General features: G+C 42.0%; 18 protein-coding genes and 5 pseudogenes. 6 read left to right on the top strand and 17 right to left on the bottom strand.

Annotated features, from left to right (window positions below):
- Nucleotides 1-298 precede the first annotated feature (298 nt).
- The gene (locus IPJ09_00765; GenBank protein MBK7369986.1) at nucleotides 299-3406 is read right to left on the bottom strand and encodes a DUF4981 domain-containing protein; all 3108 of its coding nucleotides are present in this window, start codon (nucleotides 3404-3406) and stop codon (nucleotides 299-301) included.
- Between the two features lie 171 nt (nucleotides 3407-3577).
- Between IPJ09_00765 and IPJ09_00760 the strand changes: the two genes are divergently transcribed.
- The 6 genes and pseudogenes from IPJ09_00760 to IPJ09_00735 all read left to right on the top strand — a co-directional run bounded on the left by IPJ09_00760 (nucleotide 3578) and on the right by IPJ09_00735 (nucleotide 10383).
- Nucleotides 3578-4594, top strand: coding sequence for an NAD(P)-dependent oxidoreductase (locus IPJ09_00760; GenBank protein ID MBK7369985.1), 1017 nt, complete (start codon nucleotides 3578-3580; stop codon nucleotides 4592-4594).
- Between the two features lie 6 nt (nucleotides 4595-4600).
- Nucleotides 4601-5676: pseudogene (locus IPJ09_00755) on the top strand (dihydrodipicolinate synthase family protein).
- Nucleotides 5677-5708: 32 nt separating this feature from the next.
- Nucleotides 5709-6998 (top strand): annotated as a pseudogene (locus IPJ09_00750) (hypothetical protein).
- A 41-nt stretch (nucleotides 6999-7039) separates the two neighbouring features.
- Nucleotides 7040-8388: pseudogene (locus IPJ09_00745) on the top strand (Gfo/Idh/MocA family oxidoreductase).
- A 61-nt stretch (nucleotides 8389-8449) separates the two neighbouring features.
- Nucleotides 8450-9191 (top strand): annotated as a pseudogene (locus IPJ09_00740) (glucosamine-6-phosphate deaminase).
- Between the two features lie 62 nt (nucleotides 9192-9253).
- Nucleotides 9254-10383 (top strand): annotated as a pseudogene (locus IPJ09_00735) (amidohydrolase).
- Nucleotides 10384-10440: 57 nt separating this feature from the next.
- Here the strand turns inward: IPJ09_00735 and IPJ09_00730 are convergent.
- The 16 genes from IPJ09_00730 to IPJ09_00655 all read right to left on the bottom strand — a co-directional run bounded on the left by IPJ09_00730 (nucleotide 10441) and on the right by IPJ09_00655 (nucleotide 24874).
- Entirely contained in the window at nucleotides 10441-10683 is a 243-nt protein-coding gene (locus IPJ09_00730) for a hypothetical protein (protein ID MBK7369984.1), read from the bottom strand.
- A complete protein-coding gene (locus tag IPJ09_00725) occupies nucleotides 10635-11252 on the bottom strand; it encodes a GNAT family N-acetyltransferase (protein ID MBK7369983.1) in 618 nt (205 codons plus the stop codon). Before IPJ09_00725 ends, IPJ09_00730 begins: the two co-directional genes overlap by 49 nt.
- A gap of 9 nt (nucleotides 11253-11261) precedes the next feature.
- The gene (locus tag IPJ09_00720; GenBank protein MBK7369982.1) at nucleotides 11262-12500 is read right to left on the bottom strand and encodes an MFS transporter; all 1239 of its coding nucleotides are present in this window, start codon (nucleotides 12498-12500) and stop codon (nucleotides 11262-11264) included.
- Nucleotides 12501-12893: 393 nt separating this feature from the next.
- Entirely contained in the window at nucleotides 12894-13592 is a 699-nt protein-coding gene (locus tag IPJ09_00715; protein ID MBK7369981.1) for a sterol desaturase family protein, read from the bottom strand.
- 321 nt (nucleotides 13593-13913) lie between these two features.
- The gene (locus tag IPJ09_00710) at nucleotides 13914-14357 is read right to left on the bottom strand and encodes a hypothetical protein (GenBank protein ID MBK7369980.1); all 444 of its coding nucleotides are present in this window, start codon (nucleotides 14355-14357) and stop codon (nucleotides 13914-13916) included.
- Nucleotides 14354-15499 carry a molecular chaperone DnaJ gene (gene dnaJ, locus IPJ09_00705; GenBank protein MBK7369979.1) on the bottom strand — a complete coding sequence of 382 codons (1146 nt, stop codon included), beginning with the start codon at nucleotides 15497-15499 and terminating at the stop codon, nucleotides 14354-14356. Before dnaJ ends, IPJ09_00710 begins: the two co-directional genes overlap by 4 nt.
- Before the next feature lie 6 nt (nucleotides 15500-15505).
- Nucleotides 15506-16048, bottom strand: a complete 543-nt coding sequence (locus IPJ09_00700; GenBank protein MBK7369978.1) for a nucleotide exchange factor GrpE — start codon at nucleotides 16046-16048, stop codon at nucleotides 15506-15508.
- Between the two features lie 99 nt (nucleotides 16049-16147).
- Entirely contained in the window at nucleotides 16148-16678 is a 531-nt protein-coding gene (locus tag IPJ09_00695; GenBank protein MBK7369977.1) for a TlpA family protein disulfide reductase, read from the bottom strand.
- 54 nt (nucleotides 16679-16732) lie between these two features.
- A complete protein-coding gene (locus IPJ09_00690) occupies nucleotides 16733-17863 on the bottom strand; it encodes a flippase-like domain-containing protein (protein MBK7369976.1) in 1131 nt (376 codons plus the stop codon).
- A 15-nt stretch (nucleotides 17864-17878) separates the two neighbouring features.
- Nucleotides 17879-18739 carry a glucose-1-phosphate thymidylyltransferase RfbA gene (rfbA, locus tag IPJ09_00685; protein ID MBK7369975.1) on the bottom strand — a complete coding sequence of 287 codons (861 nt, stop codon included), beginning with the start codon at nucleotides 18737-18739 and terminating at the stop codon, nucleotides 17879-17881.
- Nucleotides 18740-18835: 96 nt separating this feature from the next.
- The gene (locus IPJ09_00680; GenBank protein MBK7369974.1) at nucleotides 18836-19186 is read right to left on the bottom strand and encodes a hypothetical protein; all 351 of its coding nucleotides are present in this window, start codon (nucleotides 19184-19186) and stop codon (nucleotides 18836-18838) included.
- Between the two features lie 9 nt (nucleotides 19187-19195).
- Nucleotides 19196-20596 carry a 23S rRNA (uracil(1939)-C(5))-methyltransferase RlmD gene (gene rlmD, locus IPJ09_00675; protein ID MBK7369973.1) on the bottom strand — a complete coding sequence of 467 codons (1401 nt, stop codon included), beginning with the start codon at nucleotides 20594-20596 and terminating at the stop codon, nucleotides 19196-19198.
- A gap of 13 nt (nucleotides 20597-20609) precedes the next feature.
- Entirely contained in the window at nucleotides 20610-20987 is a 378-nt protein-coding gene (locus IPJ09_00670) for an OmpA family protein (protein MBK7369972.1), read from the bottom strand.
- 23 nt (nucleotides 20988-21010) lie between these two features.
- Nucleotides 21011-22492, bottom strand: coding sequence for a PD40 domain-containing protein (locus IPJ09_00665; GenBank protein MBK7369971.1), 1482 nt, complete (start codon nucleotides 22490-22492; stop codon nucleotides 21011-21013).
- A gap of 71 nt (nucleotides 22493-22563) precedes the next feature.
- Nucleotides 22564-23613 (bottom strand): tetratricopeptide repeat protein, encoded by a 1050-nt coding sequence (locus IPJ09_00660; protein ID MBK7369970.1) that lies wholly within the window; start codon nucleotides 23611-23613, stop codon nucleotides 22564-22566.
- Between the two features lie 232 nt (nucleotides 23614-23845).
- On the bottom strand, nucleotides 23846-24874 hold the full coding sequence (locus IPJ09_00655; protein MBK7369969.1) for an SPASM domain-containing protein: 1029 nt from the start codon (nucleotides 24872-24874) through the stop codon (nucleotides 23846-23848).
- Nucleotides 24875-24882 lie beyond the last annotated feature (8 nt).

Below are 24882 nucleotides of genomic sequence, written 5' to 3'. Positions count from 1 at the left end.
AATATTTTCAAATTTACTATTTACTTTTTTATCCAGGCAAGTCACATTTGACTCTAACCTGACCCCAATCTACCTTCGGGATGGTGGTAACGGCGGCTCCCGATGCTTCGGGACGATGCTTCGGGACTGCTTCGGGACGATGCTTCGGGACTAACCAACTGAACTACCGACCCACTTTCCTTCGAAAGGTGCGCAAAAATAAGTGATTTCTTCGCAATTCCAAAATAAATACCAGCCCCTTGGTATAAAAAATATTGAATCTCATACTGGCATGAAACGCACTTCGTCATACAAGCGATTATTGCGCTGGACCAATGACGAATCCATAACCGTACTGATGCCCTAACAAACGATAAGGCCTATGCGGCAGCATGCCCCAACTATTATCTCCCGCGACGCCTCGCTGACTTAAATCTACATGCAGGTCAATAAAGTCGCGCTCATGCAGGTCGGATGGATGTCTTTGCTTTTTAGTCAGGCCGGGATCCAGATCTTCTGTGGTATAAGGCAAGGCACTGAAGCCCAACGGCTGAAGTCCGGTGATTTTGATGCCCTGGCCGGATTTATCCTGCAGCATGAGCCATCGAACATCTGTCTTGTATCCACACTCCTGGGGTCGGATATAGGAATGAACGAATTGGTCGCCCAGGGATTGATCATATAGCCCCAAAAAAGAAGCGGTATTGCGGTCTGAATAGTTTTCCCAGGGACCTCTGCCATACAATTTGATGGAGTCGAAGAGTTTGGGAGCAATGATGCGCATACCAAACCTGGGCATCTCGGGCAGTTGATGATCTATGCCTAACTCGATGGCAGCCCGGATGGCTATTTTACCATCATTGAATATGTGATAAATTATTTTGTAATCGGCGCGGATATCTGTGAGCCGATAGCTGGCTTCTATGTCCACACCCTCTTCGGTTTGTTCGCCGACGATGACCCCGGTTGTTTGTTGATTTTGATGGGCTGTCCGCCAAATGCCCGACTTGGCAGGCATCTCATTGCCAAAATCATTGTCCGTAGGTGCGCGCCAAAAATAAGGCTCAGGTGACTGTAGGATGAGCGATTTACCTTTAAAGGTGTAAGCCATCAATTTACCGGAACCAAGATTAAATCTGCCGGAGACATCCCCGGAGGTGAAGCGCATATTATTATTTATTTTTTCGATGACCAGTGTACCGGGAGCAGGACTGCTTCGATCAAAAAAAGAATGTGTGCCCTGAGAGAATTCCTGTCGCGCCACTTCATGCCCTTTAGGAATCAAGGGGAGATCTTGTCGAGTGTACCCATATAACTGGAGTGAATATTCTGCCTCATTGTTCATAGGCTTTAAACTCAGTTGGATAGTCGCCGAATCCCCAGGTCCAATATTTTTATCGAAACTGCCTGTCGCTTCAGGCATACCATCTTTAGTCAATATCCACTTAAAGGTATAATCACTCAGGTCTTTAAACGAAAACCTATTAAACAGTTTGATTTGGCCTTTTTTCCAATCAATATCTTTAAACACGATGTCCTGGTATACTTTTTTCACTTCATACAGGCCGGGATGAACGGACCTGTCTGCAGCAATCAATCCATTCGCACAAAAATTTTCATCATTCTGCAGGTCGCCTGCACCCAGATCTCCGCCGTAAGCCCAAAATATATGACCGAACATATCTTTTGTCTTCAATCCCTGATCCATCCAATCCCATATAAATCCGCCCTGCAAACGTGGACTGCTTTCGATCACATCAAAATATTCCTGAAAATTACCGAGGCTATTGCCCATGGCATGCGCATATTCGCACATAATGAAAGGACGCTGCTGGGTCACATCAGTAGCATATCTTCGCATATACTCCATAGGAGGATACATTGGACACACGATATCCGTATTCCAATCTTCCCCTGCTTGTTCGAATTGTACAGGCCTCGAAGGATCCCGTTGTTTCATCCAGGTATACATTTCATGAAAAACCTGACCATTACCACATTCATTGCCCATACTCCAAAGGATCACGCAGGCATGATTTTTGTCCCGCTCCACCAGTCGTTTAATCCGGTCTTCAAAAGCAGGTGCCCAGGATAGAAGATAAGCTGGGTGGACGCTCTGATCGAAGGGCCCTTGCAAGGTTGCCCCCATTCCATGAACTTCAATATTAGCTTCGTCGACTACATAGAGTCCATACTCATCACATAGCTTGAGCCATAACGGATCATCAGGATAATGACAAGATCGGACTGCATTGATATTGTACTGCTTCATCATCTGGATGTCCCGAATCATGATCTCCCGGCTCATCACATGCCCCTGCACCTCATCATGCTCATGGCGGTTGACTCCATGCACCATGATGCGCTGACCATTGACCAATAGCTGAGCATTGATGATTTCAACTTTTCTAAATCCTGTTTTATGAGAGATGATATCGAGGGATTTTTGATTGGCATCTTTGAGTTCAACCACCATGGTGTATAAATTGGGAATTTCGGCACTCCAGGTATTTACATTTTCGATATTGATTTCCAAATGCAGACGATCTGATATTTTAGTCGTTTTTTGTGTATTAGCAGCAACTCTATTACCAGCTTGATCAAACAGGGTGAGCTCTGCAGACAGCGATTTTTCTAATGGATTTTTTAAGGTCAAATCAATTGATAACAAACCATTTTTATAGGTAGGGTCAAGGTCAGGATGTGCAAAAAAATCTTGGATATTGATTTTATTTTTGGCCACCAGGTACACATCCCGTTCTATACCGGTCAGCCGCCAAAAATCCTGGTCTTCCAGGTATGAGCCATCATGCCAGCGGTGGATCCTGATCGCCACCTGATTGGTACCTGCATGGATATATTTAGAGATATCAAATTCCGCTGGTGACTTACTCACTTTAGAGAATCCCACTTCCTGTCCATTGATATACAAATACATAGCCCCTGTCACCGAACCAAAGTGTAAGATTACTTCACGGCCCGTCCAGGTACTGGGCACTGTAAATGACCTCCGATAGGTTCCCACTGGCGCAAAGGCATGGTCTATAAAAGGCGGGTTTTTAGGAAAGGGATATATAATATTGGTGTAGATAGGGATACCATAACCATTGAGCTCCCAATTGCCAGGGACAGGGATGGTACCCCATTTTTGATCATTAAAGGTCGTTTTGAAAAAATCCCTGGGTGCTTTAGAGGGTTGGTCAACATAATTAAACTTCCAGGTACCATTCAATGACTGATACCACGGCGACCCAGCATAATCATCCTTAATCGCCTGAGGTACTGTAGCATAAGTCATAGCTATGGCATGTGGCGCCAGCTTATTGATATCCACTATTTTTTCATTTTCCCATTCTGTAAAAGTGAATGATTGACCGAAAAAATTATATGCAAAAAATAACAATATAAAAATTGAAAAATATCTCATGATTAGAAAAATGAATTTTGTGCAATTTATGGATTTATATCCTATCTAAGGCTAGTATACTTTGTGAGAAATCTTATAGACTTGAAACACAAACTTCCTATATTTAAGGTCAATAAAAAAACTTTTCATCAAGGCCATGTCTGGCAGATGTTTTTACCGCATTCACGAAAAATGAAAAAATCAGAAATTATTTATCAGAAACTCATAGCTCCGACAGAAGATTTGATATATGACCTAAAAAAATTAGATGGCGATATACTGATCCTTGGAGTAGGTGGTAAAATGGGGCCGGCACTCGCTCGACTCACGAGGCAAGGAATAGAGCAGGCTGGCATCCACAAAAATGTGATAGGAGTGGCACGGTTTTCAGAGCCCGGCTTGGAAGATGAATTATCCAACGTAGGCATAGAGACGATAGTAGCAGATTTATTGGATGATGACCAATTGGCGGGCTTGCCACAGGTTGAAAATGTCCTTTATCTCGCGGGTACAAAATTCGGCACCAGTGGACAGGAAGCACAGACCTGGGCGATGAATGCATACCTTCCCGGAAGAGTTGCACAAAAATTTAAAAATTCAAGAATCGTAGCTTTTTCTACAGGCAACGTTTATCCTTTTACTACTGTTGAAAGCGGTGGCGCACCAGAAAATCTCGCCCCTGAACCAATAGGAGAATACGCTCAATCCTGCCTGGGTCGAGAACGTATTTTTCAATACTTTGCGGCAAAAAATCAAACACCGTTATTGATCTATCGATTGAATTATGCCAATGATGTCGCCTACGGAGTCTTGCTCGAAATCGCCAAATCAGTCAGAGACCAGAGACCAATAGACTTGAAAATGGGATCGGTCAATGTCATCTGGCAAGGCGATGCCAATGAAGTCGCGTTAAGATCTCTGCTTCATTGTAGCCTGCCCCCAAAAATTTTAAACGTGACCGGACCTGAGATTCTATCTGTACGGTGGTTGGCAGAAGAATTTGCAAAAAAACTGGGCATCAAACCAATATTTGTCAACGAGGAACTACCTACCTCTTTGTTATCTAATGCTACCGAATGCACCCGTTTATTTGGCCAGCCTAAAGTCTCCATACTACAAATGATAGAGGTGATCCTAGATTGGCTTTTGGAAGGAGGCAAAATTTTCAATAAACCCACCCATTTTTCAGAAAGGAATGGAAAATTTTAGGATCCGATGAGTTTGAATAAAATGGATGCTGCTATCAAATCAATATTACATAAGGGTGTGGTCATTCCAGCCCATCCCCTCGCTTTAAATCAAAATCTTACTCTGGATATCCGGAGACAAAGATTATTGACACAATATTATATAGCCTCCGGAGCCGGAGGTGTTGCAGTAGGAGTACATACTACTCAATTTGAAATCCGTGACCCATCTATCAATCTTTTAGAACCTGTGCTAAAAACAGCATCTGAAGAAATAAGCAATCATGCCTCAGGCCCATTCATCAAAATAGCTGGTATCTGTGGCCCAACAGGGCAAGCTTTGCTTGAAGCAGAGTTAGCTACTAAGCATGGGTACCATCTTGGCCTGGTCAGCAATGGAGGTTTGAATGAGTATACAGAAGCCCAATTGATCAAAAGGACCGCATTGATAGCAGACATCATTCCCGTATTTGGCTTTTATCTCCAGCCTGCTGTGGGGGGCAGGGTTTTGAGTTATGATTTTTGGCGTGATTTTGTGGAAATACCCGGAGTACAGGCCATAAAAATAGCTGCCTTCAATCGATATCAAACCCTCGATGTAGTTAGAGCAGTATGCTATTCCTCGCGAAGAGATGAAATTGCATTGTACTCGGGCAACGATGACAATATCGTAGCTGATTTATTGACGCCTTATCGATTTATGATCCATGGTGAAAAATATGAAAACGAATGGTAGGTGGCTTACTCGGTCACTGGGCCGTGTGGACCAAAGCAGCTGTATCCTTATTGGAAGAAATTAAGACTTGTATTCAGCATCAATATAATGGCGTTGAAAAATTATTGGCCCTTGGAGTGGCAGTTACGGATATGAATGCAGCTATTTTTGATGCACCACATGCCTTCAGTGGATGTATCCCTGGCATCCATGAAGTATTGCGAAGGCAAGGTCTGATACAAGGTACCTGGAGCTTGAATCCAAAGGAAGTGCTCTCCAGTGGACAGTTGGCAGAGATCGATAGAGTATACCAGGATTATCAACATCTTACTGACGATGATTTTGTACGGTCTTTTCTACATGAAAGAGGTATTTTGATTAATATTTAAACTCATCCCCGGATGAGTAATTGCAGTGAGCTATGGCACATAAACGTAGAAAGTTTTTAAAATGGAGCGGACTCGCAGGGCTTGGCCTTACCGGTATGAGCCTTTCAAAAGGGTTAGCTATGTCGACGAATAATTTTAGAACTTCAAATCCAATAACTATGAAGGATATACTCAGCATGCAAGAAAACAACAGTCTAATCGGTCAATATGGGTCATGGGCTGCTTCGCTGCACAAAGACAAATTGCCCGTTTTTTCGTTTAGGAATAAAAAATATTCAGACCTGGCTGCATGGAGAAAATCCGCAAAAGACCGGGTCATAGATCGGATGGCCATTCCGGATATCGGTCCCATACCAACCGTTAAAATCAACAAACAATCAGTCTATGATGGCTTGCATATAGAGGAAATGAACTGGCAGCTACCATATGGACGAGCCACTGAAGCTATCCTGCTGAAACCAGCACATCAACAAGGGAGGTTACCGGCCATACTTGCCTTTCATGACCATGGGGGAAACAAATATTTTGGCACCAGAAAAATCACCAGGACCAGTGATGCAGCATCCTTTGATGGCAGACCATCAGCAAGAATATTACGAAGGCATGGCCTGGGCCAATGACATAGCAAAAAAAGGATATTTAGTACTCGTAGTGGATGCTTTTCCATTTGCCAGCCGAAGGGTGATGATGGCAGATGTTCCTGAACATCTGCGCCGAGGTCTGACTGACAATAATCCCGAAGATCCGACCAATATCCATGCTTATAATCAATGGGCCGGAGAACACGAGCATATCATGGCCAAATCTTTGTTCAGTGCCGGTACGACCTGGCCAGCCGTGTTTTTGCCGAAGATCGAATAGCCCTGGACATATTATGCGACCGCAAGGATGTTGATGTAAATCGTATAGGGTGTGGGGGGCTGTCAGGTGGAGGCATGCGCACCATATTTATGGGCGGATTAGATCCTAGAATCAAATGCGCAGTCTGTGTTGGATTTATGACTACCTGGCAGGACTTAGTACTGCATAAATCTTTTACCCATACGTGGATGACTTATGTACCCTTGTTGCCAAATGAATTGGACTTGCCTGAAATCTTGGGACTTCGGGTACCCTTGCCTACATTAGTATTGAATGATGAGCAGGATAGTTTGTTTACATTGGAGGAAATGAAACAGGCAGATTCGATCTTAAAGGAGGTTTATAAAAAAGCCAAAGCATCCGATCATTACCAATGTTCATTTTACCCCGGACCTCATAAATTTGATCAGAAAATGCAGGCCGAAGCTTTTACCTGGTTTGATCAATGGTTGAAAAATTAATTCGTTAATTCATAGCTCTTTCATTCAAAAAATATTAAAAGATGAAACGTAATCGCAGAGATTTTTTAAAACTTTCGGGACTTACCGGCGTAGGTATCACAGCTTCCACCCATTTAAGCTCAATGGTTTTAAACTCCAATCAAGACCAGGATACCCGAAAAAAACATTTTAATATGTGTGGTTATGCCGCACCGAAGCTTGACACAGTTAGAATTGGTTTTATTGGGTTGGGCAACAGGGGGCCGGCGGCGGTAAGTCGCATGAACCATATCGAAGGTACAGAGATCAAAGGCCTGAGTGATATACGACCAGAAAAAGCAAATGCTGTCAAAAAATCCCTGGAAAACACTGCGCATAAACCAGACATCTATACCGGAGGGCCTGATGAATGGAAACGATTGTGCGATCGAAAGGATATCGATCTCATTTATATCGCCACCCCCTGGGCTTTGCACGCACCTATGGCACTGTATGCGATGGAGCAAGGCAAACATGTGTGCATCGAAGTACCGGCAGCCAAGACCATTGAGGAGTGCTGGCAGTTGGTCGAGACCTCGGAGCGCACGCGTCAGCATTGTATTATTCTTGAGAACTGTTGTTACGACTTTTTGAATTGCTCACTTTGAATATGATCAGACAGGGCATGTTTGGCGAAATAGTACACGGAGAAGGTGCCTATATCCATACGCTGCTGGACTCCAACTTCAACAAGACCGGTTATTATGATATGTGGAGGTTAAAGAAAATTTCAGAAATGGCAACCTCTATCCAACCCATGGACTAGGACCGGTGGCGCAAGCTATGGATATCAATCGTGGGGACAAGATGGATTACCTGGTAGCGGTTTCGGGCAATGACTTTCTAATGGGTGCCACGGCTGCTGCTTAGCTTCCAAAGACGATTTTTTAAAGTCTACGCCAATAAAAGTATCGGGGCAATATGAATACGACGACGATCCGCACCAATAATGGACGGACCATTATGCTCCAGCATGATGTGACCTCACCCAATGTCTACTCCCGCATCCATAAAATAAATGGCACAAAGGGTCTTGCTTAAAATATCCTTTCCCGGGCAAAATAGCCCTGGGCCACGAAGATTGGCTCAGCGAAGAAGAATATAAAAACATGGAGGAAAAGTATACTCCTGCCATCGTTAAAAAAGTAGGTGAAATGGCCAAGCAAGTAGGTGGCCATGGGGGCATGGACTTTCTGATGGATTGGCGCACGATCGATTGTCTGAGAAACGGCTTCCTGTCGATATGGATGTATATGACGCTGCTTTATGGAGTTCGATCGCACCATTAAGTGAGTGGTCGGTAGCCCACAGATCCAATTCTATAGATGTCCCTGATTTTACCGCCGGGTCCTGGAAAACCAATAGCCAATAGATCTTTCTCTCGAAAAAAGGGGGGCACTCAAGTTAAAAGCTAAAACCAAGTATCTCATTTTATGGCTATTCACATATTGCCCAATGCCGCAGAATGAGGTAAAGCTTCCGGGGTAGCTGCAGCACAACTCATCCGTGCCGCCATTGATACCCAAAGGCAAAGCCTCTATCATCTTGGCGACAGGCGCAAGTCAATTTGATACTATCCATCAATTAATCGATGAAAAGGTATCGATTGGAGCAAAGTAACCATGTTCCACCTGGATGAATACATCGGTTTACCGCTTTCCCACCTGCCAGTTTTAGAAAATATTTATTAGAAAGATTTATAACCAAAGTTCCAGCGTTAAAAGCAGCCCTATTTAATCAACGGCGAATCAGATCAATCGCTGAGTGTTCCAGAGTTGGTGCTTTGAGTCGAGCAAAATCCTATCGATGTAGCCTTGGTTGGTATTGGAGAAAACGGACATCTTGCTTTCAATGACCCTCCTGCGGATTTTGATACTGAAGATCATATATCGTCGTACAATTAGATGACGCTTGTCGCCGCCAACAATTAGAGAAGGATGGTTTCATTCACTGCAAGAAGTACCTGCTCAAGCTATCAGTATGTCTATCAAACAGATACTTAAATCTAAGCATATCATTTGCTCCGTGCCGGATGCCAGGAAAGCCCTGGCAGTTAAAAACTCCCTTGAAAATGAAGTCGGTAATCTATACCCTGCCAGTATTTTGCAAACCCATCCTCATTGTTCCTTTTATTTTGATACTAATTCAGCGCAGTTGCTGTCCCATGACAAATGACTATACTTAGTAATGAATATTGATGAAATTAAACTTTTAAGTGAACAGGTACACCTGAGGTCATCGAATACCGAAGGCATCTGCATGCCCATCCTGAATTGTCTTTTTTAGAATTCAATACTTCTGCATATATAAAATCTCAGTTGGATGAGCTCGGTATACCCTGGAAGGCCCCTCGCCAATACTGGAGTCGTAGCTATGATCAAAGGCTCTATTCCCTCGGAAGAAGTCATAGCATTGCGTGCGGACATAGATGCCCTGCCTATCACCGAGACCAATGAGTAATTTATAAATCTACCAATGACGGGGTGATGCACGCTTGCGGACATGATGCCCATACTGCCTCACTCCTCGGTGTTGCAAAACTACTTCTCAAGCTAAGAGACAAATTTGGTGGCACCGTAAAATTCATTTTCAACCGGGCGAAGAAAAACTACCAGGTGGGGCCAGCATCATGATCAAAGAAGGGGTGCTCGAAAATCCAGAACCTCAGTCTATATTAGGTCAGCATGTACTACCTATTATTCCTTGCGGCAAAATAGGAATTCGCAAGGGAAAGTTTATGGCTTCCATGGACGAAATCCTGGTGACGGTTAGAGGCAAAGGTGGCCATGCCGCTCAACCCCATCAGGTGATAGATCCCTGGTCATCACCTCACATATCATCCTGGCATTGCAACAAATCGTCAGCCGAATGGCAAATCCCTTGTCGCCAAGCGTCCTTTCCTTCGGAAAACTCAGCGCAGATGGCGCCATCAATGTCATACCGGATGAAGTCACCATGGCGGGCACTTTCCGTACGCTGGATGAAATCTGGCGTGCAGAAGCTCATGTACTAATGAAAAATATGGCCGAGACCATCGCGGAAAGCATGGGCGGAAGTTGTCAGTTTCAAATCAATAAAGGATATCCCTACCTAATAAATCACGATGACCTTACAGACAAGGTGACCCGGTATGCTTCAGAATATCTTGGAAAAGAAAATATAATGGATCTGGATATCTGGATGGCTTCTGAAGATTTTGCATATTATTCGCAGGCTGCAGATGCCTGTTTTACATATTAGGGATCGGCAATGTGGAGCGAGGTATCGATTCATCACTGCACACACCTACTTTTAATATAGACGAGCAAGCATTAAATATCGGTCCGGGCTGATGACCTATATTGCTTTGAAGATTTTAGGAAATTAAAAAATCCGGCGATGTAAAGACTGCTATCCAAATTCCGGCCCGGCTATTAAATATTGCTTATCCACTAACCCATTGAAGACAGTTTCGTTTTTTGGACATTCTCACAAAATTCCTTTGAGGACTAAAACCAATAGAAGTCAACCATATGAGCCATGTAGATTTATCCTCAGGCACATCTACCACGACAGATTTTCCATTTAAATCTCTGAGCACTTTGGCGATAAGAATTTTAGCATCGGCCTCGTCTTTCGCTACCATGGGGCCAAGATGGTGATATCTATCTCCTGCCCTACCAAGTATAAATCCGGGTGATCGCTAAATGACCAGCATCTATTTGGAGATTCGCCCACAAGATATTCTATAAGTTGAGTCCGTCGAGCACCGAATACGGAGTAGTCAAGATCGACAATGGGCTGCATATTTGTATCAATCCCTGCTATATTGGACGAGTCCTCGGATGCCAAATCATACATACGATCAGCATCTTTCGTCATTCTGATGATCGAATTTGTTTCTAAAAATCCAAAACCTTTATAAACCAATTGGCCTTGGGGAGTAGCGTCTAACTTGATAACTTTAACATGACTTAATTGATCCAATACATTAGCCAAAAGTCTTTTACTAATACCCTGTCCCCTATTATCTTTTGCTACCAGGACCATGCCAATCCATGCGAGCTCCTTTTCATATAAGACTGCAGTGATGGTGCCTACAACATCATGATGGACTTCTGCGACCATACTCAGATGGCCTGGACTATTGATCAAAAACAACCAATCTTTTTCTGTTTGATTCCAACCTGCGGCTCTGGATAATAGTATGGCTCCAGATACATCCCCGGGCACCATTTTTCTCAATGTCACAGGCATCGACATCCTCTAAACATCTTCTGTATAATTAATATCTTTTTTGAAAGTTTCTTCTAAGACAAATAAAGCAAACATGGCTATGAGGTAGGTAATAGCCCCCACCACCAATGCACCGTACAGTGTACCGACATGACTTTTCATCAAAACAAAAAGAGCCGTCAACGGTATAACGGTCCCTCTTACAAAATTGGGCACTGTCGTAGCGACGGTCGCTCTGATATTGGAGCCAAACAATTCAGCAGCAACTGTGATGAATAGTGCCCAATACCCACTAAAGAATCCCAGTCCAGCTACAAGAATATAAAACCAGGATGTATGTTTGATCGGCATAAGGAGATATATCAATACTAATAAAAACGAACCTGCCATAAATAATCCGATGACCTTCTTTCTGCTTTGAAGATATTGACTGAGACCACCACTAATAATATTGCCAACTACCTGCCCTGCAAAAGCAAAGAGGACGGCTTTACCTGCATCTATAGGTTGGTCTAATCCTAAGGCGCGACCAAACTCAGGCGAGAAAGTGATTAGAATACCTGTCACGAACCAGATCGGCATGCCTATCAGGATGCTGGTCAGATATTTGACAAATCTTGTTTTATTATTAAAAAGCATGAGGATATCTCCTCGCTTGATCTTAGTCTCCTTGAGATGCATGAAGATCCCTGATTCAAAAACTCTTACCCTCAGTACCAGGAGTAGTAATCCGAGTCCTCCTCCTATAAAATAAGACGCTCTCCAGTCAAATAAATAGGATACCACATAGGCGAGCAATGCTCCAAATACGCCCAAGGTGGCTACCAGGGTGGTACCATAACCTCTTATTTTGTTTGGAAGTATCTCCGTCACCAAAGTGATACCAGCTCCCAACTCTCCTGCCAACCCAAATCCGGCTATGAATCGAAGGACTGCATAGGCTCCCACGGAGTGGACAAAGCCATTACCAATATTGGCCAAAGAATATATGAGGATGGATCCAAAAAGTACGGACAATCTCCCTTTTTTATCACCTAATATGCCCCAAAATATGCCACCCACCAATAAACCGGCCATTTGCAAATTGAGTAAAAGGATACCATCATTAAGGATACTTTCACTGGAGAGGTTTAAAGACTTCAAGCTTGGTACTCTCACAATGGAGAAGAGGAACAAATCATACATGTCTACCAAATAACCTAAGGCTGCCACTATTACTGGCATTGCCGATAATTCCTGGGCAATGGATTTAGACGAACTTTTGTCCATGAATAGAATTTATTAATTATGTATTTATTTTTGAAATTACACTTATTCTTCAGCTTTTTGGTTCAAAAGAGCTGCCTCTTTTTTAATTCGACCGTAAGTGAAAGGTGCAAACATAAGCCCTACAAATGTTTTTGGATAATTAGGCATTTCTTCAATACCTATTTCGTCGCTTGGTGACTCACCTTTGGGTAAATAAAATGTACCAAAAAGTATGTCCCAAAAGATAACATAACCTCCGTAATTGGAATGTCCGATTTGATGACTTTTGGAATGGTGATACCGGTGATTTTAGGACTGGAAAAATATAATCAAATGGACCTAAGATCAGATCAAGATTGGTGTGCTGAAACCTGCCGATCGTCCGACCCAAGAGGCCGGTTACAAAAATGATCTCTACAGGAGCTTTGATGTAAGCAAAGGGATGGCCCATAAAAAACTGGATACCAGCCCTTCCAGTGGATGAGAGCGGGTGCCATTGAACCAGTACAGGCGCTCTGATGAATGGTGTACCGCATGCCATCGCCACATAAATTCATTTTCATGCATCCAGCGATGATACCAGTATCTAAAAAAATCATTGATAGAAAGTAATAACAATACTTGTACCACGGGGTGCAATTGGATAGGCCAAATCTGATGACCGATCTCCGGGGATATTTTTTGCACCACCAGGGCGATTGTGGCCAATCTCAATGGCTGATTGATATAATCTCCCCATAATTTACCTCCGAAAAACATAAACCAATCAGTTGGCAATTCTTTATCATCCAACCACCTTTTGCTAAAAGGAATCAGGCGCTCCAATGGAGCAAAGATCAATCCAAATATCAAATACATCAATATGGTATTAACGAAGGTCATTACAGTATATCCATGCTCTATGAGTTTAAAGCCTATCACGAAGGTGGCGACCATAAAAATGGGATAGATCGATAGCTGAAGTATTTTTTTGAACATAGTGCCTTCGATAGCTTTAGCCAAAGGGTCGATTTTACTCAGCAGGTATCTAAAAGGCGCCAAGATATAGCGGTGTGCCAAACTTTCAAACGGGCTCACTACCCTATTCATTCCGGATTCAATTTTCGCAATCATGTCCAAAAGATATTATGAATATTTCAATAATTAAATATTTTTCAAAGCCAAATAATAAATAAGGCATGATTATCTTAAACTTTGAAAAGGAATACATGATACATGGCATCAATAATCTGAATGTGCATTCAAATTGTCATTGGAATAATTGAAAAAAGTCAGTGCGCCAAGACAGGACGAGGCGATTCATGACTTAAAAAAGAACGAAGGCGGCTCTTCTGGCGAAGTGAGCTAATTTCAAATAAAATTTGGATCAAGGGAGTCAAGCTCCACTCTACTTATTTAGATTTTGCCGTTTGCCCGCTTTCTCAACTTTAAATGCTACGCGATAGATATCAGGGATAGTATCCATCCGCATCCAGGGGAAAGTTTTATTTGATAGGACCCTGGTTCTGAGAAAATAGCATGCTCCTGCAAGGTTAGATAAAATGTACAGGTTCTCCCTCTGCAATCACTATACCAGGATCCCGATTCATCTGCCATAGACAGGCTTACGACATCAGTCTTATGTGATTGGTTGGGAAAAGTAGTTTCAAACTTCACATACAGATTTTCGTATTTATAATCTTTGTGATGATCTATCTCCAGTAATAAATTGTAATACCTTGAAGTGTCCTTTACCTGAAAATTGTACTCAAGAGAATCTGCCACAGTCCAGGGCTTTTCCAGCGAATAATCGTTGCTTTTTTCAAAGATATAATTTGGCGGATCACAGGCTATCAACACCGTGGAAAAGGCCAATACGATCATTCTGCTGAAGGTCATGAGAAAAAGCCCTTCATTTTTTCAAAAAATCCTTTTTCTGACTTGCCAGGATTGGGTTGAAAATTAGGCAGTACCCTCAATTGCTCTAACAAGGCACGTTCTTCTTCATTTAGATGCTTTGGGGTCCAAATGTTTACTTGTACCAGCAAGTCACCTTTTTGATAGGACTGAACAGATGGAAGTCCTTTGTCCTTTAATCTGAATACTTTGCCAGCCTGGGTGCCTGCAGGTATTTTGATACTGGCTTTACCATCTAAGGTGGGTACCTCGACAGCAGATCCCAGGGATACATCTGCAAAATTGAGATACAGATCATATACCAGGTTGGACCCATCCCGCTTGAGCGATTCATGGGGTTTTTCTTTAATCTGGATGATGAGATCACCGGGAGGACCACCTTTGGCTCCAGCATTGCCTTTTCCTCTCACCGAGAGTTGCATACCATCTTCTACACCTGCCGGAATATCAAGATCGATCGTTTCTTCTCCCATTACCTTGCCTTCACCCTTACAGGTCTGGCAAAAACTGGTAATAACGGTACCAGCACCCTGACATTGAGGACACGAAGTGGTTGTCTGCATCTGACCAAGGAAGGTATTCCTGATCTGGCGGACATACCCGCTACCACCGCAGGTATTGCATGCTTTTTTAGAATTTCGATCTTTGGCCCCTGAACCACTACAAGTAGCGCAGGATATTTGTTTTTTGACAGCTATCTTTTTGTTGACCCCGGTAGCTATTTCGTTCAAGTCGAGGGTAAGGCTGATCCTAAGACTGGAACCACGCTGACCTGAACTTTCGGCCCTGCCTCCACCTCCAAAAAAAGACTCAAATGGGCTGTCTTCGAATATATTGCCAAAATTGCGCAAAATATCGTCCATATTCATGTTGCCGCCGTAGCCCCCTCCCATATTGGGGTCTACACCGGCATGGCCATACCGATCATATCGTGCTTTTTTGTCAGGGTCACTCAGCACCCCATATGCTTCTGCGGCTTCTTTAAAATTGTCCTCAGCGGCTTTATCTCCCGGATTGCGATCCGGATGATACTTCATCGCGATTTTTCGATATGATTTTTTGATAGTACCGTCATCTGATGACTTATCTACTTCTAAAATTTCATAATAGTCCCTCTTAGCCATACTTTACTATTTGCCTACTACTACTTTTGCGTAGCGAATTATTTTATCTGACAGGTAGTAACCTTTTTCCACTGTATCTATGATCCTATTTTTTTTATCGTCTGGTACGGTCAATTCTGTTACTGCTTCATGTACTGCTGGATCAAATACCTGGCCGTTACTTTCCATTTCTACCAATCCTTTTTGCTTCAAGATCTGACTTAACTTATTATGAATCAATGTACTTCCTTCAGTAGCCAAGCCGTATTTTGATTCTCTTTCAAAATCATCTAAGACCGGGAGCAAGCTGGCGATCATATCCTGACTAGCAAATTTTGAAGACTCTATTCTTTCTTTACTGGTGCGTCTTTTATAATTTTCAAACTCAGCCAATAGACGCAAGTATTTATCTTTCAGTTCCTGTATTTCAGGACTGGCCGTACCAGCCTGTCCGGCATCCATCATGTCGTCACCAGATTCTATCTCCTCCATTTGCTCCATTTGATCATCATTTTCTGGCTCAGGAAATACATCTGACATATCTTCAGGTTTGTTTTGATTTTGACTCATAAATTTCTGTTCTTTATATTCAATTTATAACAAAAGTTGACTTTCAGTGACCTGCAATTATAAGACCATATCAATTATATTGGTCAAAATGTCAGTCAATTAGCTTTTCCTCCTGTTCAATATATTTGCCATATCAGTAAAATTTTTATCTACTGCAATGATGGTCTGTTGAGGATCTAACAAAATTTTTGTTGGTATTTCTCGCACTCCAAAGGATTTAACTAAGGGTGAATTAAATTGGTTGAGTTCAAGAATATGAAGTGGCCAGGGAAATTGCTCCTCTTGCATAGCTTGTACCCATGCTTCCCGATTAGGTTCTATAGCTATACTAAGTATCTCTAGTCCTTGCCCATCTTTGAATATTACTTCATTCCAATCTTTATAAAATGTTTTTAAGGCTGGAGATTCTTTACGACAAGGTCCACACCAACTACCCCAGAAGTCTACCAGCACATACTTTCCTGCTAATGATGATAGGTCAAAGGGTGTACCATCAGCCAAATCAGTAAGGATAGGTGGACTGGTCTGAGCAACATTGACCCCTGGTTTGAAATAAAAATAACGAACGAGGTAAAACAAAGACAACGCAATAAAAATTACAATCACCGTTTGCACCGGACCTTTAAACATGGTTCAAAGGTAGAAAGATATGGCGGAAATATATCGATACGTTTTTCAACACTTTCAAATATCAACCGACCTGTTTTTGACTTCCCTTGTGGCTCGCCTTTGTCTGATCAGACCTGTCAACCAGGAAGGAATAATAATCACTCCAGCCAACAGATATAAATAGTATGTCAGGAACCGCCAGATTAGTGCTATTATGAGGGCAGCTCCTTTTGGGATATAATCACCTATAAAGTTGCCAAAAAATACTTCAGCAAATCCGGCTGCTCCGGGAGTCGGGCTGAACATCATAAACACAAACATAACTACCTGCCGTCCATAGATTTTTAGTTGATCCCACGGATGATAGCTCACTACATCGATCAGCGCAATGATTAAACAGTTCACTATAATAAATCTGCAAGTCCAGGCTGCTGCAGTCAATCCAAAAGATTTTAGGTGAAATCTCCAATCTCTTTTGACTATCTCACCAGCAGATAAGATCATTTCGTCACCTAATTTGATTGCCTTGATTCTAAATCGCTTTAGAAAAGGAAATCGGGTAAAAAAAACCAATATGTTTTTGAACTGACTGGGATTGATAAACATGCCATAAGCAAATAAAAGACCATACACCAAGATCAAACCATAAAAGAAAATCAATGAATAACCTACTTCACTGACAGAGGACCAGTCCGTATAACTTGGATGAATAACGTTAACCCCGAAAATAAAAATTAATATAGGCACAGATATTAGAAAAAACAAACTATCCAATATCACTGTGTATATGATAGTAGCCAGTGTTCTGGATGCCCCTATTTTTTCCTGAGAAAGCACAAATACTGATACGGCTGACCCTCCCAATGAAGTAGGAGAAATGGCCGAACTAAACTCCCAAATAATGATCAGTTTAAAACACTTCCAGAAACTGAGGATACCATCCACCAGGTAATACAGTCGCCAGGTGTACGCTACATGACGGATCAATAAAAATCCGCAAGCTAAAAAAAGCCAAATAGCCGTGTGTGGGCTCCAGGTGATAGATTTTAATGCACTCGTGTCAAAGTGATCAAATAACTTATACACGACTACCCCTAAGCCAATCACAATAGGGAGCCAAATCTTCGAACTTTTGAATGATTTCATGACAGACCGTGTCTGTTCATCCTCTTTTTCTATATCAATGTCCTCTTCTGGGGTGCTCATATATATGTATGTGGACTACTTCAAAAGTCTTAATAAATATTCCCCGTAGCCACTTTTGCTATATTTATGCCCCAAGTGGTGTAATTGTTCATCATCGATAAAACCCATCTGATGGGCTATTTCTTCGATACAGCCTATTTTGAGTCCTTGCCGCTCTTCAATCACTTGTATAAATTGGCCGGCCTGCATCAGAGATTGATGTGTGCCGGTATCAAGCCAGGCAAATCCTCTACCCATCGGACGAACATGCAACTGCCCTCGCTCTAAATAATATTTATTGACATCGGTGATTTCATACTCTCCTCTAGGGCTAGGCTTAAGATTTTTTGCAACCTCTAACACAGAATTATCATAGAAATACAATCCAGGCACAGCAAAATTAGACTTTGGATTGGAAGGCTTTTCTTCTATGGAGATTACTTTTAAGTTTTTGTCAAACTCTACCACGCCATATCGCTCAGGATCAGATACCTGGTAAGCGAAGATGATCCCCCCTTTGGGATGCTGGCAGCTTTTCATGATCTCACCGAGGCCAGCTCCATAAAAAATATTGTCTCCCAGCACCAGGGCTACATCGTCCTGGCCTACAAAGTCTGATCCTAGCACAAACGCCTGTGCAAGTCCGTTAGGCTCCGGTTGCACTTTATAGGAAATATTACAACCTATCTCAGCGCCATCTCGAAGCAGCTTTTCAAAGTTAGGCAGATCATCTTTGGTAGAAATAATTAAAATGTCTCTGATGTTGGACATCATCAGGATAGACAAGGGATAATAAATCATGGGTTTGTCGTACACCGGCATCAATTGTTTGCTCACTGCCAAGGTCAGTGGATATAATCTGGTACCGAGTCCTCCAGCTAAAATGATTCCTTTCATCAGGCTAAAATTAGGTTGTTTTTGAATAATAGAATATCGATAGCTTTGAATAACAATAAATCTATACTAAACTGCATATCGGACATCCTTAGTTGGTCAGACCCTGGGCATAAATACAAATTGCGCTCCGAGCTCACTCAAAACAAAAAAACAAATAAAGTCTTCGACTGGTTTGTAAGTCGATTTAAATGCTTTGACTTTATGAGACAAAATCAATTTTTTTTGCAAGAACTCTTCGAGCGAGGATACATTGATGCTCCAATTGCCAGTTACATCGTATCGATTAATGATAGGTATACCCGCTTCAAAAGAATCCTGATGTGCTATAAATATTGGATATGGCGTAATGCCTTTTTCCAAGATGATGTCCAGCGCCTGATTCAGTGCTTTTCGATAGACTTTGAGCTCTTCCTGCAGGACTAAAAATTTTTCGGTACTGATCTGCATAAATTTAATTCATATATGTTGCAACAAAGTTACGTTTTCAATATGGGCTGTGTGAGGAAACATATCCACGGGCTGACTCATTTTGTGTCGATATTTTGAAGACAATAGTTTAATATCTCTTGCTTGAGTAGCCGGATTACAGCTCACGTAAACAATCTCAGGCGATTGGGAATCCAACAATATAGGTATGGTCTCCGGATGCAGCCCTGCTCTTGGAGGATCGACAATGATCAAATCAGGTCTACCCTTTTGGTCAAACAATCCTTCACTCAGCATCCTTTTTACATCGCCAGCAAAAAACTCTGTGTTTTGAATTTGATTGATCTCTGCATTGATATGGGCATCTGCTACGGCTTCTTTGACTTCTTCTACGCCAATGACCTTTTTTGCTTTTCTCGCGAGAAACAATCCTATCGTACCGGTACCGGAATATAAATCATATACGATTTCAGCCCCCTTTAGATTGGCAAACTCTTCCACAAATTGATACAGTTTAAGTGCTTGTAATGTATTTGTTTGAAAAAAAGATTTAGGCCCCACCCGACAGGATAAATGTCCGAGCTGCTCTGTCAGATATCCCAGCCCATGAATAAGGATCATCTCCTGGTCAAAAATGGTGTCGTTGTGTTTCAAATTGACTACATTGTAGATAGTGATACCAGGGAAAGCTGTGATCATCGATGCGTTGATCAGTTCTCTTGACTCAGGTTCATCTTCCCCAAAGACCAGGGTGATCATAGCCGTGCCATTCAGGGCCGTCCGTATGATCAGATTGCGTAGCAAACCTGTGTGCTGTTTGACATTATAAAAAGTAAATCGATGTTCAATCGCCAGCGCTTTGACAAAATTTCTAATTTCATTACTAAGCCCTCCCTGTAAATAACAATGCTTGATATCCACTATTTTTTCAAATGAGCCTGGCCTATGAAAACCCAATGCATTTTTGTTCATCAGATCTTCTGCTTCAAGCTCCTCCGTCGTCAACCATCGACTGCTACCAAAACTAAAGTCGAGTTTGTTTCTATAATAAGTATCTTCTGCAACGCCTACTATGGGTCTAATATTTGGATCTGATATCCCACCGATACGGGTCAAAGCATCGAACACATTTTTTTGTTTATACTTTAATTGCCCTGAATAGGACATATGCTGCCACTTACAGCCGCCACAAACCCCAAAATGACTACAGAAAGGCGTTTGCCGCCAGGGTGAGTCGACCGTCCGCTGGACAGGCCTGGCATAAGACACCCTGGACCTTCGCATTTTGACTTCTATATCCATCTGATCCCCAGGCACTGCATCCTGCACCATATACACTTTTCCCTCCTGATCTTTGCCGATACCCTGACCCTGATCTCCGATATCTACGATATTTACCTCAGAGACATTTATAATTTTAGATTTTCCCATTAATATTAAAAATTCAAGGTTTGATACTGGACAATTTTATTTCTACTCTTCGATTCATAGCTTTCCCTTCCTCTGTATCATTTGTGGCTATAGGGGATGAGTCTCCAAATCCTTTTATTGACAACCGGTCAGCTGGCAATCCCTTATTCACCAAATAATTATACACTGCGCGAGCTCTGTTTTCTGACAGCAACTGATTATTTAGTTTATCCCCCGCATTGTCCGTATGTCCGTATATAGCTACTGACAAGTCAGGATTAGACTGAAGGAATAAAAACAGTTGATCCAACTCTACAAAGGAGCCGACCTCCAGCGTATAAGAGGCAAACTCAAACAATACATTTTTTAAAATGATAGGTTTACTATTTGCACCTAAATCTTTTGCGACCACTTCATCCAGGTGGATATCAAAATTTATTTTGTTTTTAGCATCCTCAAAAGTGGTAATCCTATCAGCGAAAAAATCAAATCCGGTGGCATTACAGTACAGTTGATATACTTGATTAATAAAATCGTGTCACTACCATTTTCTATGCCTTCTGCAGTAAAGACTAAAATCGCATTTGGGATGTGTTTATCATCTTTGCTCTTCATGACCTTACCTTGAATGAATATACAGGCAGCGGCAGTGACCTGTTCCGGCAGATTTACAGTGGCAAGATCACTGGATAAAAGTTCATTTCGCATATTGACTTGTTGTAAAGTCAATATTGTCGTGTAACCATCGATAGCTACTGTCAGAGCTCCCTGATCTTCATGATTATTGATAGTCGGACCCAAATTCAATGGAGGCGTGTTCCAGGCCTTGCCTCTTTCATTTCTGGCTAAGAAAATATCAAATGAACCATATCCCGGCCACCCGTCTGATCTAAAATACAATGAACTACCATCGGCATGCCTATTTGGTGACAGTTCATCCCACTTAGTATTGATCCATGGCCCTGCATTGACCGGCCTGGACCATACCAAGCCAGATCTTTTAGTCCACCAGATATCATAACCTCCCAGCCCTCCCGGACGATTGGACGCGAAATACAGAGTCCTGCCATCTGCGCTTAAACTTGGCTGGCTTTCCCAAAAATTAGTATTGACAGAGGAGCCCATATTTTGGGGATTAGTCCATTTGCCAGATCTTAACACGGATATATATAAATCACAGCTACCATATCCATCAGACCAATCACACCGGGTAAATACCAGTGTTTTACCGTCCGCACTGATGACATGGGCTCCTTCATTTTTTATCGTGTTTTGGGGCCAGGGTTGGGCGGGCAGCCATGATCCATCTTTGTCAGTGCTGGACATAAACAAATCTTCATTGCCATTGACTCTTCTTGTAAATACCAGAGTATGACCCCTAGCATCCAAAGAGGGCAAATATTCGGGAACGGCAGTATTTATTTCTGCAGGCAAAAGCATTGGACCTGATACGACGGGGGCCTTATGTTCAAAACCATAATTGGCTTGGTCCAGTAAATGCTGAGCCAATTGCCGTGTGGCCTGGTCTTTTGATTGCAATTGCAGATAAGCACTTAGATGCTCTTTCGATTCGACATATAGTCCTTGCTGCAAGGCCAGTTTGCCAGTATTAAATAAAAGATTGGGTCTGTCTCTGCCTGGGTCCACAGTTGCAGCTTTGAGATGAGTATATGCTTTTCCCGCTTCATTTTGCTGCAAATAGATATTATAAAGTGCCAGGTGAGCCTCTTTATAATTAGCTTCATAACTGATAGCTTTTTCAAAATAAGAGATCGCCTTGCTTGTCTTGTTATTGGATTGCTGGGCTAAGGCTTTTTTATAATATTTTAATGCTTTGGGATGGATTTGCGCAAATAAGTTGACCTGGATCATGACCGCCAGTACAATCGCAAAAATGGTCCATATTGATTTGCCCATCAGCTTATCAAAATTACAATGTGTACCAGTGAAAACGAAGTCATCACTATGAAATTAATGTTCTTTAAGGATTATTTGGTTTGAAGCATTTTGATAGCTTCCTTATTTCCCAAGGTAGCTGCTTCTTTGATGTCAGCCATGAATCCATTTTTCCCTGCCAATTTTTTGGAAAGACCTCGTTGATAAAGGACATCAGCTTTGGTAAATTTTGCCGATTTTGAATCAGCTTCGATAGCTGCTAAAGCAATATTAAATCTAGAGGCCGCTTCCTCATAATGCTCCTGGGCCATCAATATTCTGGCGTACATATAAGCTGCTTCCCTTTTTTTGGTATAGTTGATGTCTGAGGAATCAAATGTTCTGTCACAAAATAGTTTCAACTCAAATGCTGCTTCTTTGTATTGCTTTGCATTGAAGTGGAGCTCCCCTTTTTGATATCTGGCTTGCCAATGAACTGTCTGTAAAGCCAATGATTTAAGTATAGTCGAACCCAGGTCTGCCAGTGCCTTTTTGGTATCCTTTTCTACGAGAAAAACCTGCGCTCTTCCAAAATAAGCCAGGGCATTGTGCTCATCAAACTTTATACTTTTATTAAAATCAGCCAATGCATCATGAAAGTTTTTAAGCGTAAAATTGACATAGCCTCTTTTTTCATATGCTTGACTGTGGCGCTCATATCTTTCAATGGCAAGATTTAAAGCTTCGATGGCTTCTTTTTCTTTACCTTTTGTTCCTATTAGTTTTTTTCCTCTGATATATTCCCTGACAGCGATTTTGTCGCTCATGGGTTCTACCATTTTATGACGAAGGACTTTGCCTGCATCGATCAACCAACCTCCCAAAGAGCCGGCCGATGCAAACTGTGCTATGTAATCCAGGAGATTAATTGTATTGGCAAAGTATTTGTCAGAAGCCTGCATTACAACCCTGGGGATATCAATATAACCTTCGTCTATGCAAAAAATTTGTTCTGGCTTGAACAGAATTTCATTGCGGTAATATTGCTCTGCCCTGATCTGGTACATTTGCAGGGCTTTCTCTATATTTTTTCCAATACCAAATTCGAGCCTACCCTGGAAGATAGATTTGTGAAAAATCACACTATTTATAGTAGGACTCATTGAATTTACCACGATCTACATTTTTATTACAACCAGAGCATACCAAGCCAGATCTCTGAATAATTCTTCAAAAGACATGTCAACCAATTGACTATAAATTAAGAAGTTTCTTTATATGGAAATGACCTTCCTCTTCGCTGCTATTAACCAATAAAGGTAAGGGAATCTTATGGAAATCCTAAAATTAATTTAGTCTTTCGCACATTTACAGTTCTATACTTCGCCAAAATAACTAATCAGCCCAGACATTAATACCTTCAGTGCAATTCTGACATATATCTATTGATTTACGGCTGGTCATCAGGTCAGATCTGAATTCCTGGTAGCGCTCGCCTTGCCATATTTGGCTAAAACTCGTGCTTTTTAGATCGCCCATTTTATGTGAAGCATCTTTATCAAAACAGCAAGGCACGACAGTACCATCCCAGGTGATGACACATGCGTGCCACAGCTTCCAGCAATGATTTTGCAGTTTGTTTTTAATAGCAAATTGTCCATTTTCCAATCTTTGATACCTGCTGTACTTAGATTGCTGGGGCATAAGTTCATGTCCATCTTTATAGTCATATAGCTGAGCTGTCTTTAACTTGACTTCGTCTATCCCTATTTCCCTGGCCAATCGGTGGATCTCTGGTATTTGGTGTTCATTAGGCTTTACCACTAAAAACTGGAAGATGATATAAGGATGATGGACACCTGCTTTGGATCTGGCAGCCACCAGTCTTTTTGCCCCTTCCAGTACCTGATGAAGATCCCCCTCCTTCCTGTATTTTTGGTAAGTCTCCTGATTTGTACCATCCACCGATATGATGATTCGACTGAGGTTTGAGGTAATCGTTTTTTCAGCGTTGGCCTGGCTGAGAAAATGCCCATTGGTAGAGGTAATAGTATAGATACCTTTAGATTCTGCATAAGATACCATATCTAAAAACTGCGGGTGAATATAAGGTTCACCCTGAAAATAAAACATAAGTGAAGACAAGGTAGGTGCAAGTTGATCTATGGCACTTCTGAAAAAATCTGTGCGCACATTGCCAGTAGGCCTGGTGAAGGATCTCAAACCACTTGGACATTCAGGACACCGAAGATTGCAGGCAGTAGTGGGCTCGAAGGAAATGCTGATAGGGCTACCCCATTGGTACACTTTACCTGTCCATTTACTGAGATAATATGAACTGAAGACCCTGACTGCATTCCATATCCTCAGCCAACTCGAATGTCGGATTAGGCGGATCACATCAAACTTCCCAAATGCTTGCATAGTATACC

This window comes from Saprospiraceae bacterium, assembly GCA_016709995.1.
GTDB lineage: Bacteria > Bacteroidota > Bacteroidia > Chitinophagales > Saprospiraceae > JADJLQ01.
Note: the sequence above shows the minus strand (reverse complement) of the source record. Positions and strands in the feature narration are given on the sequence as shown.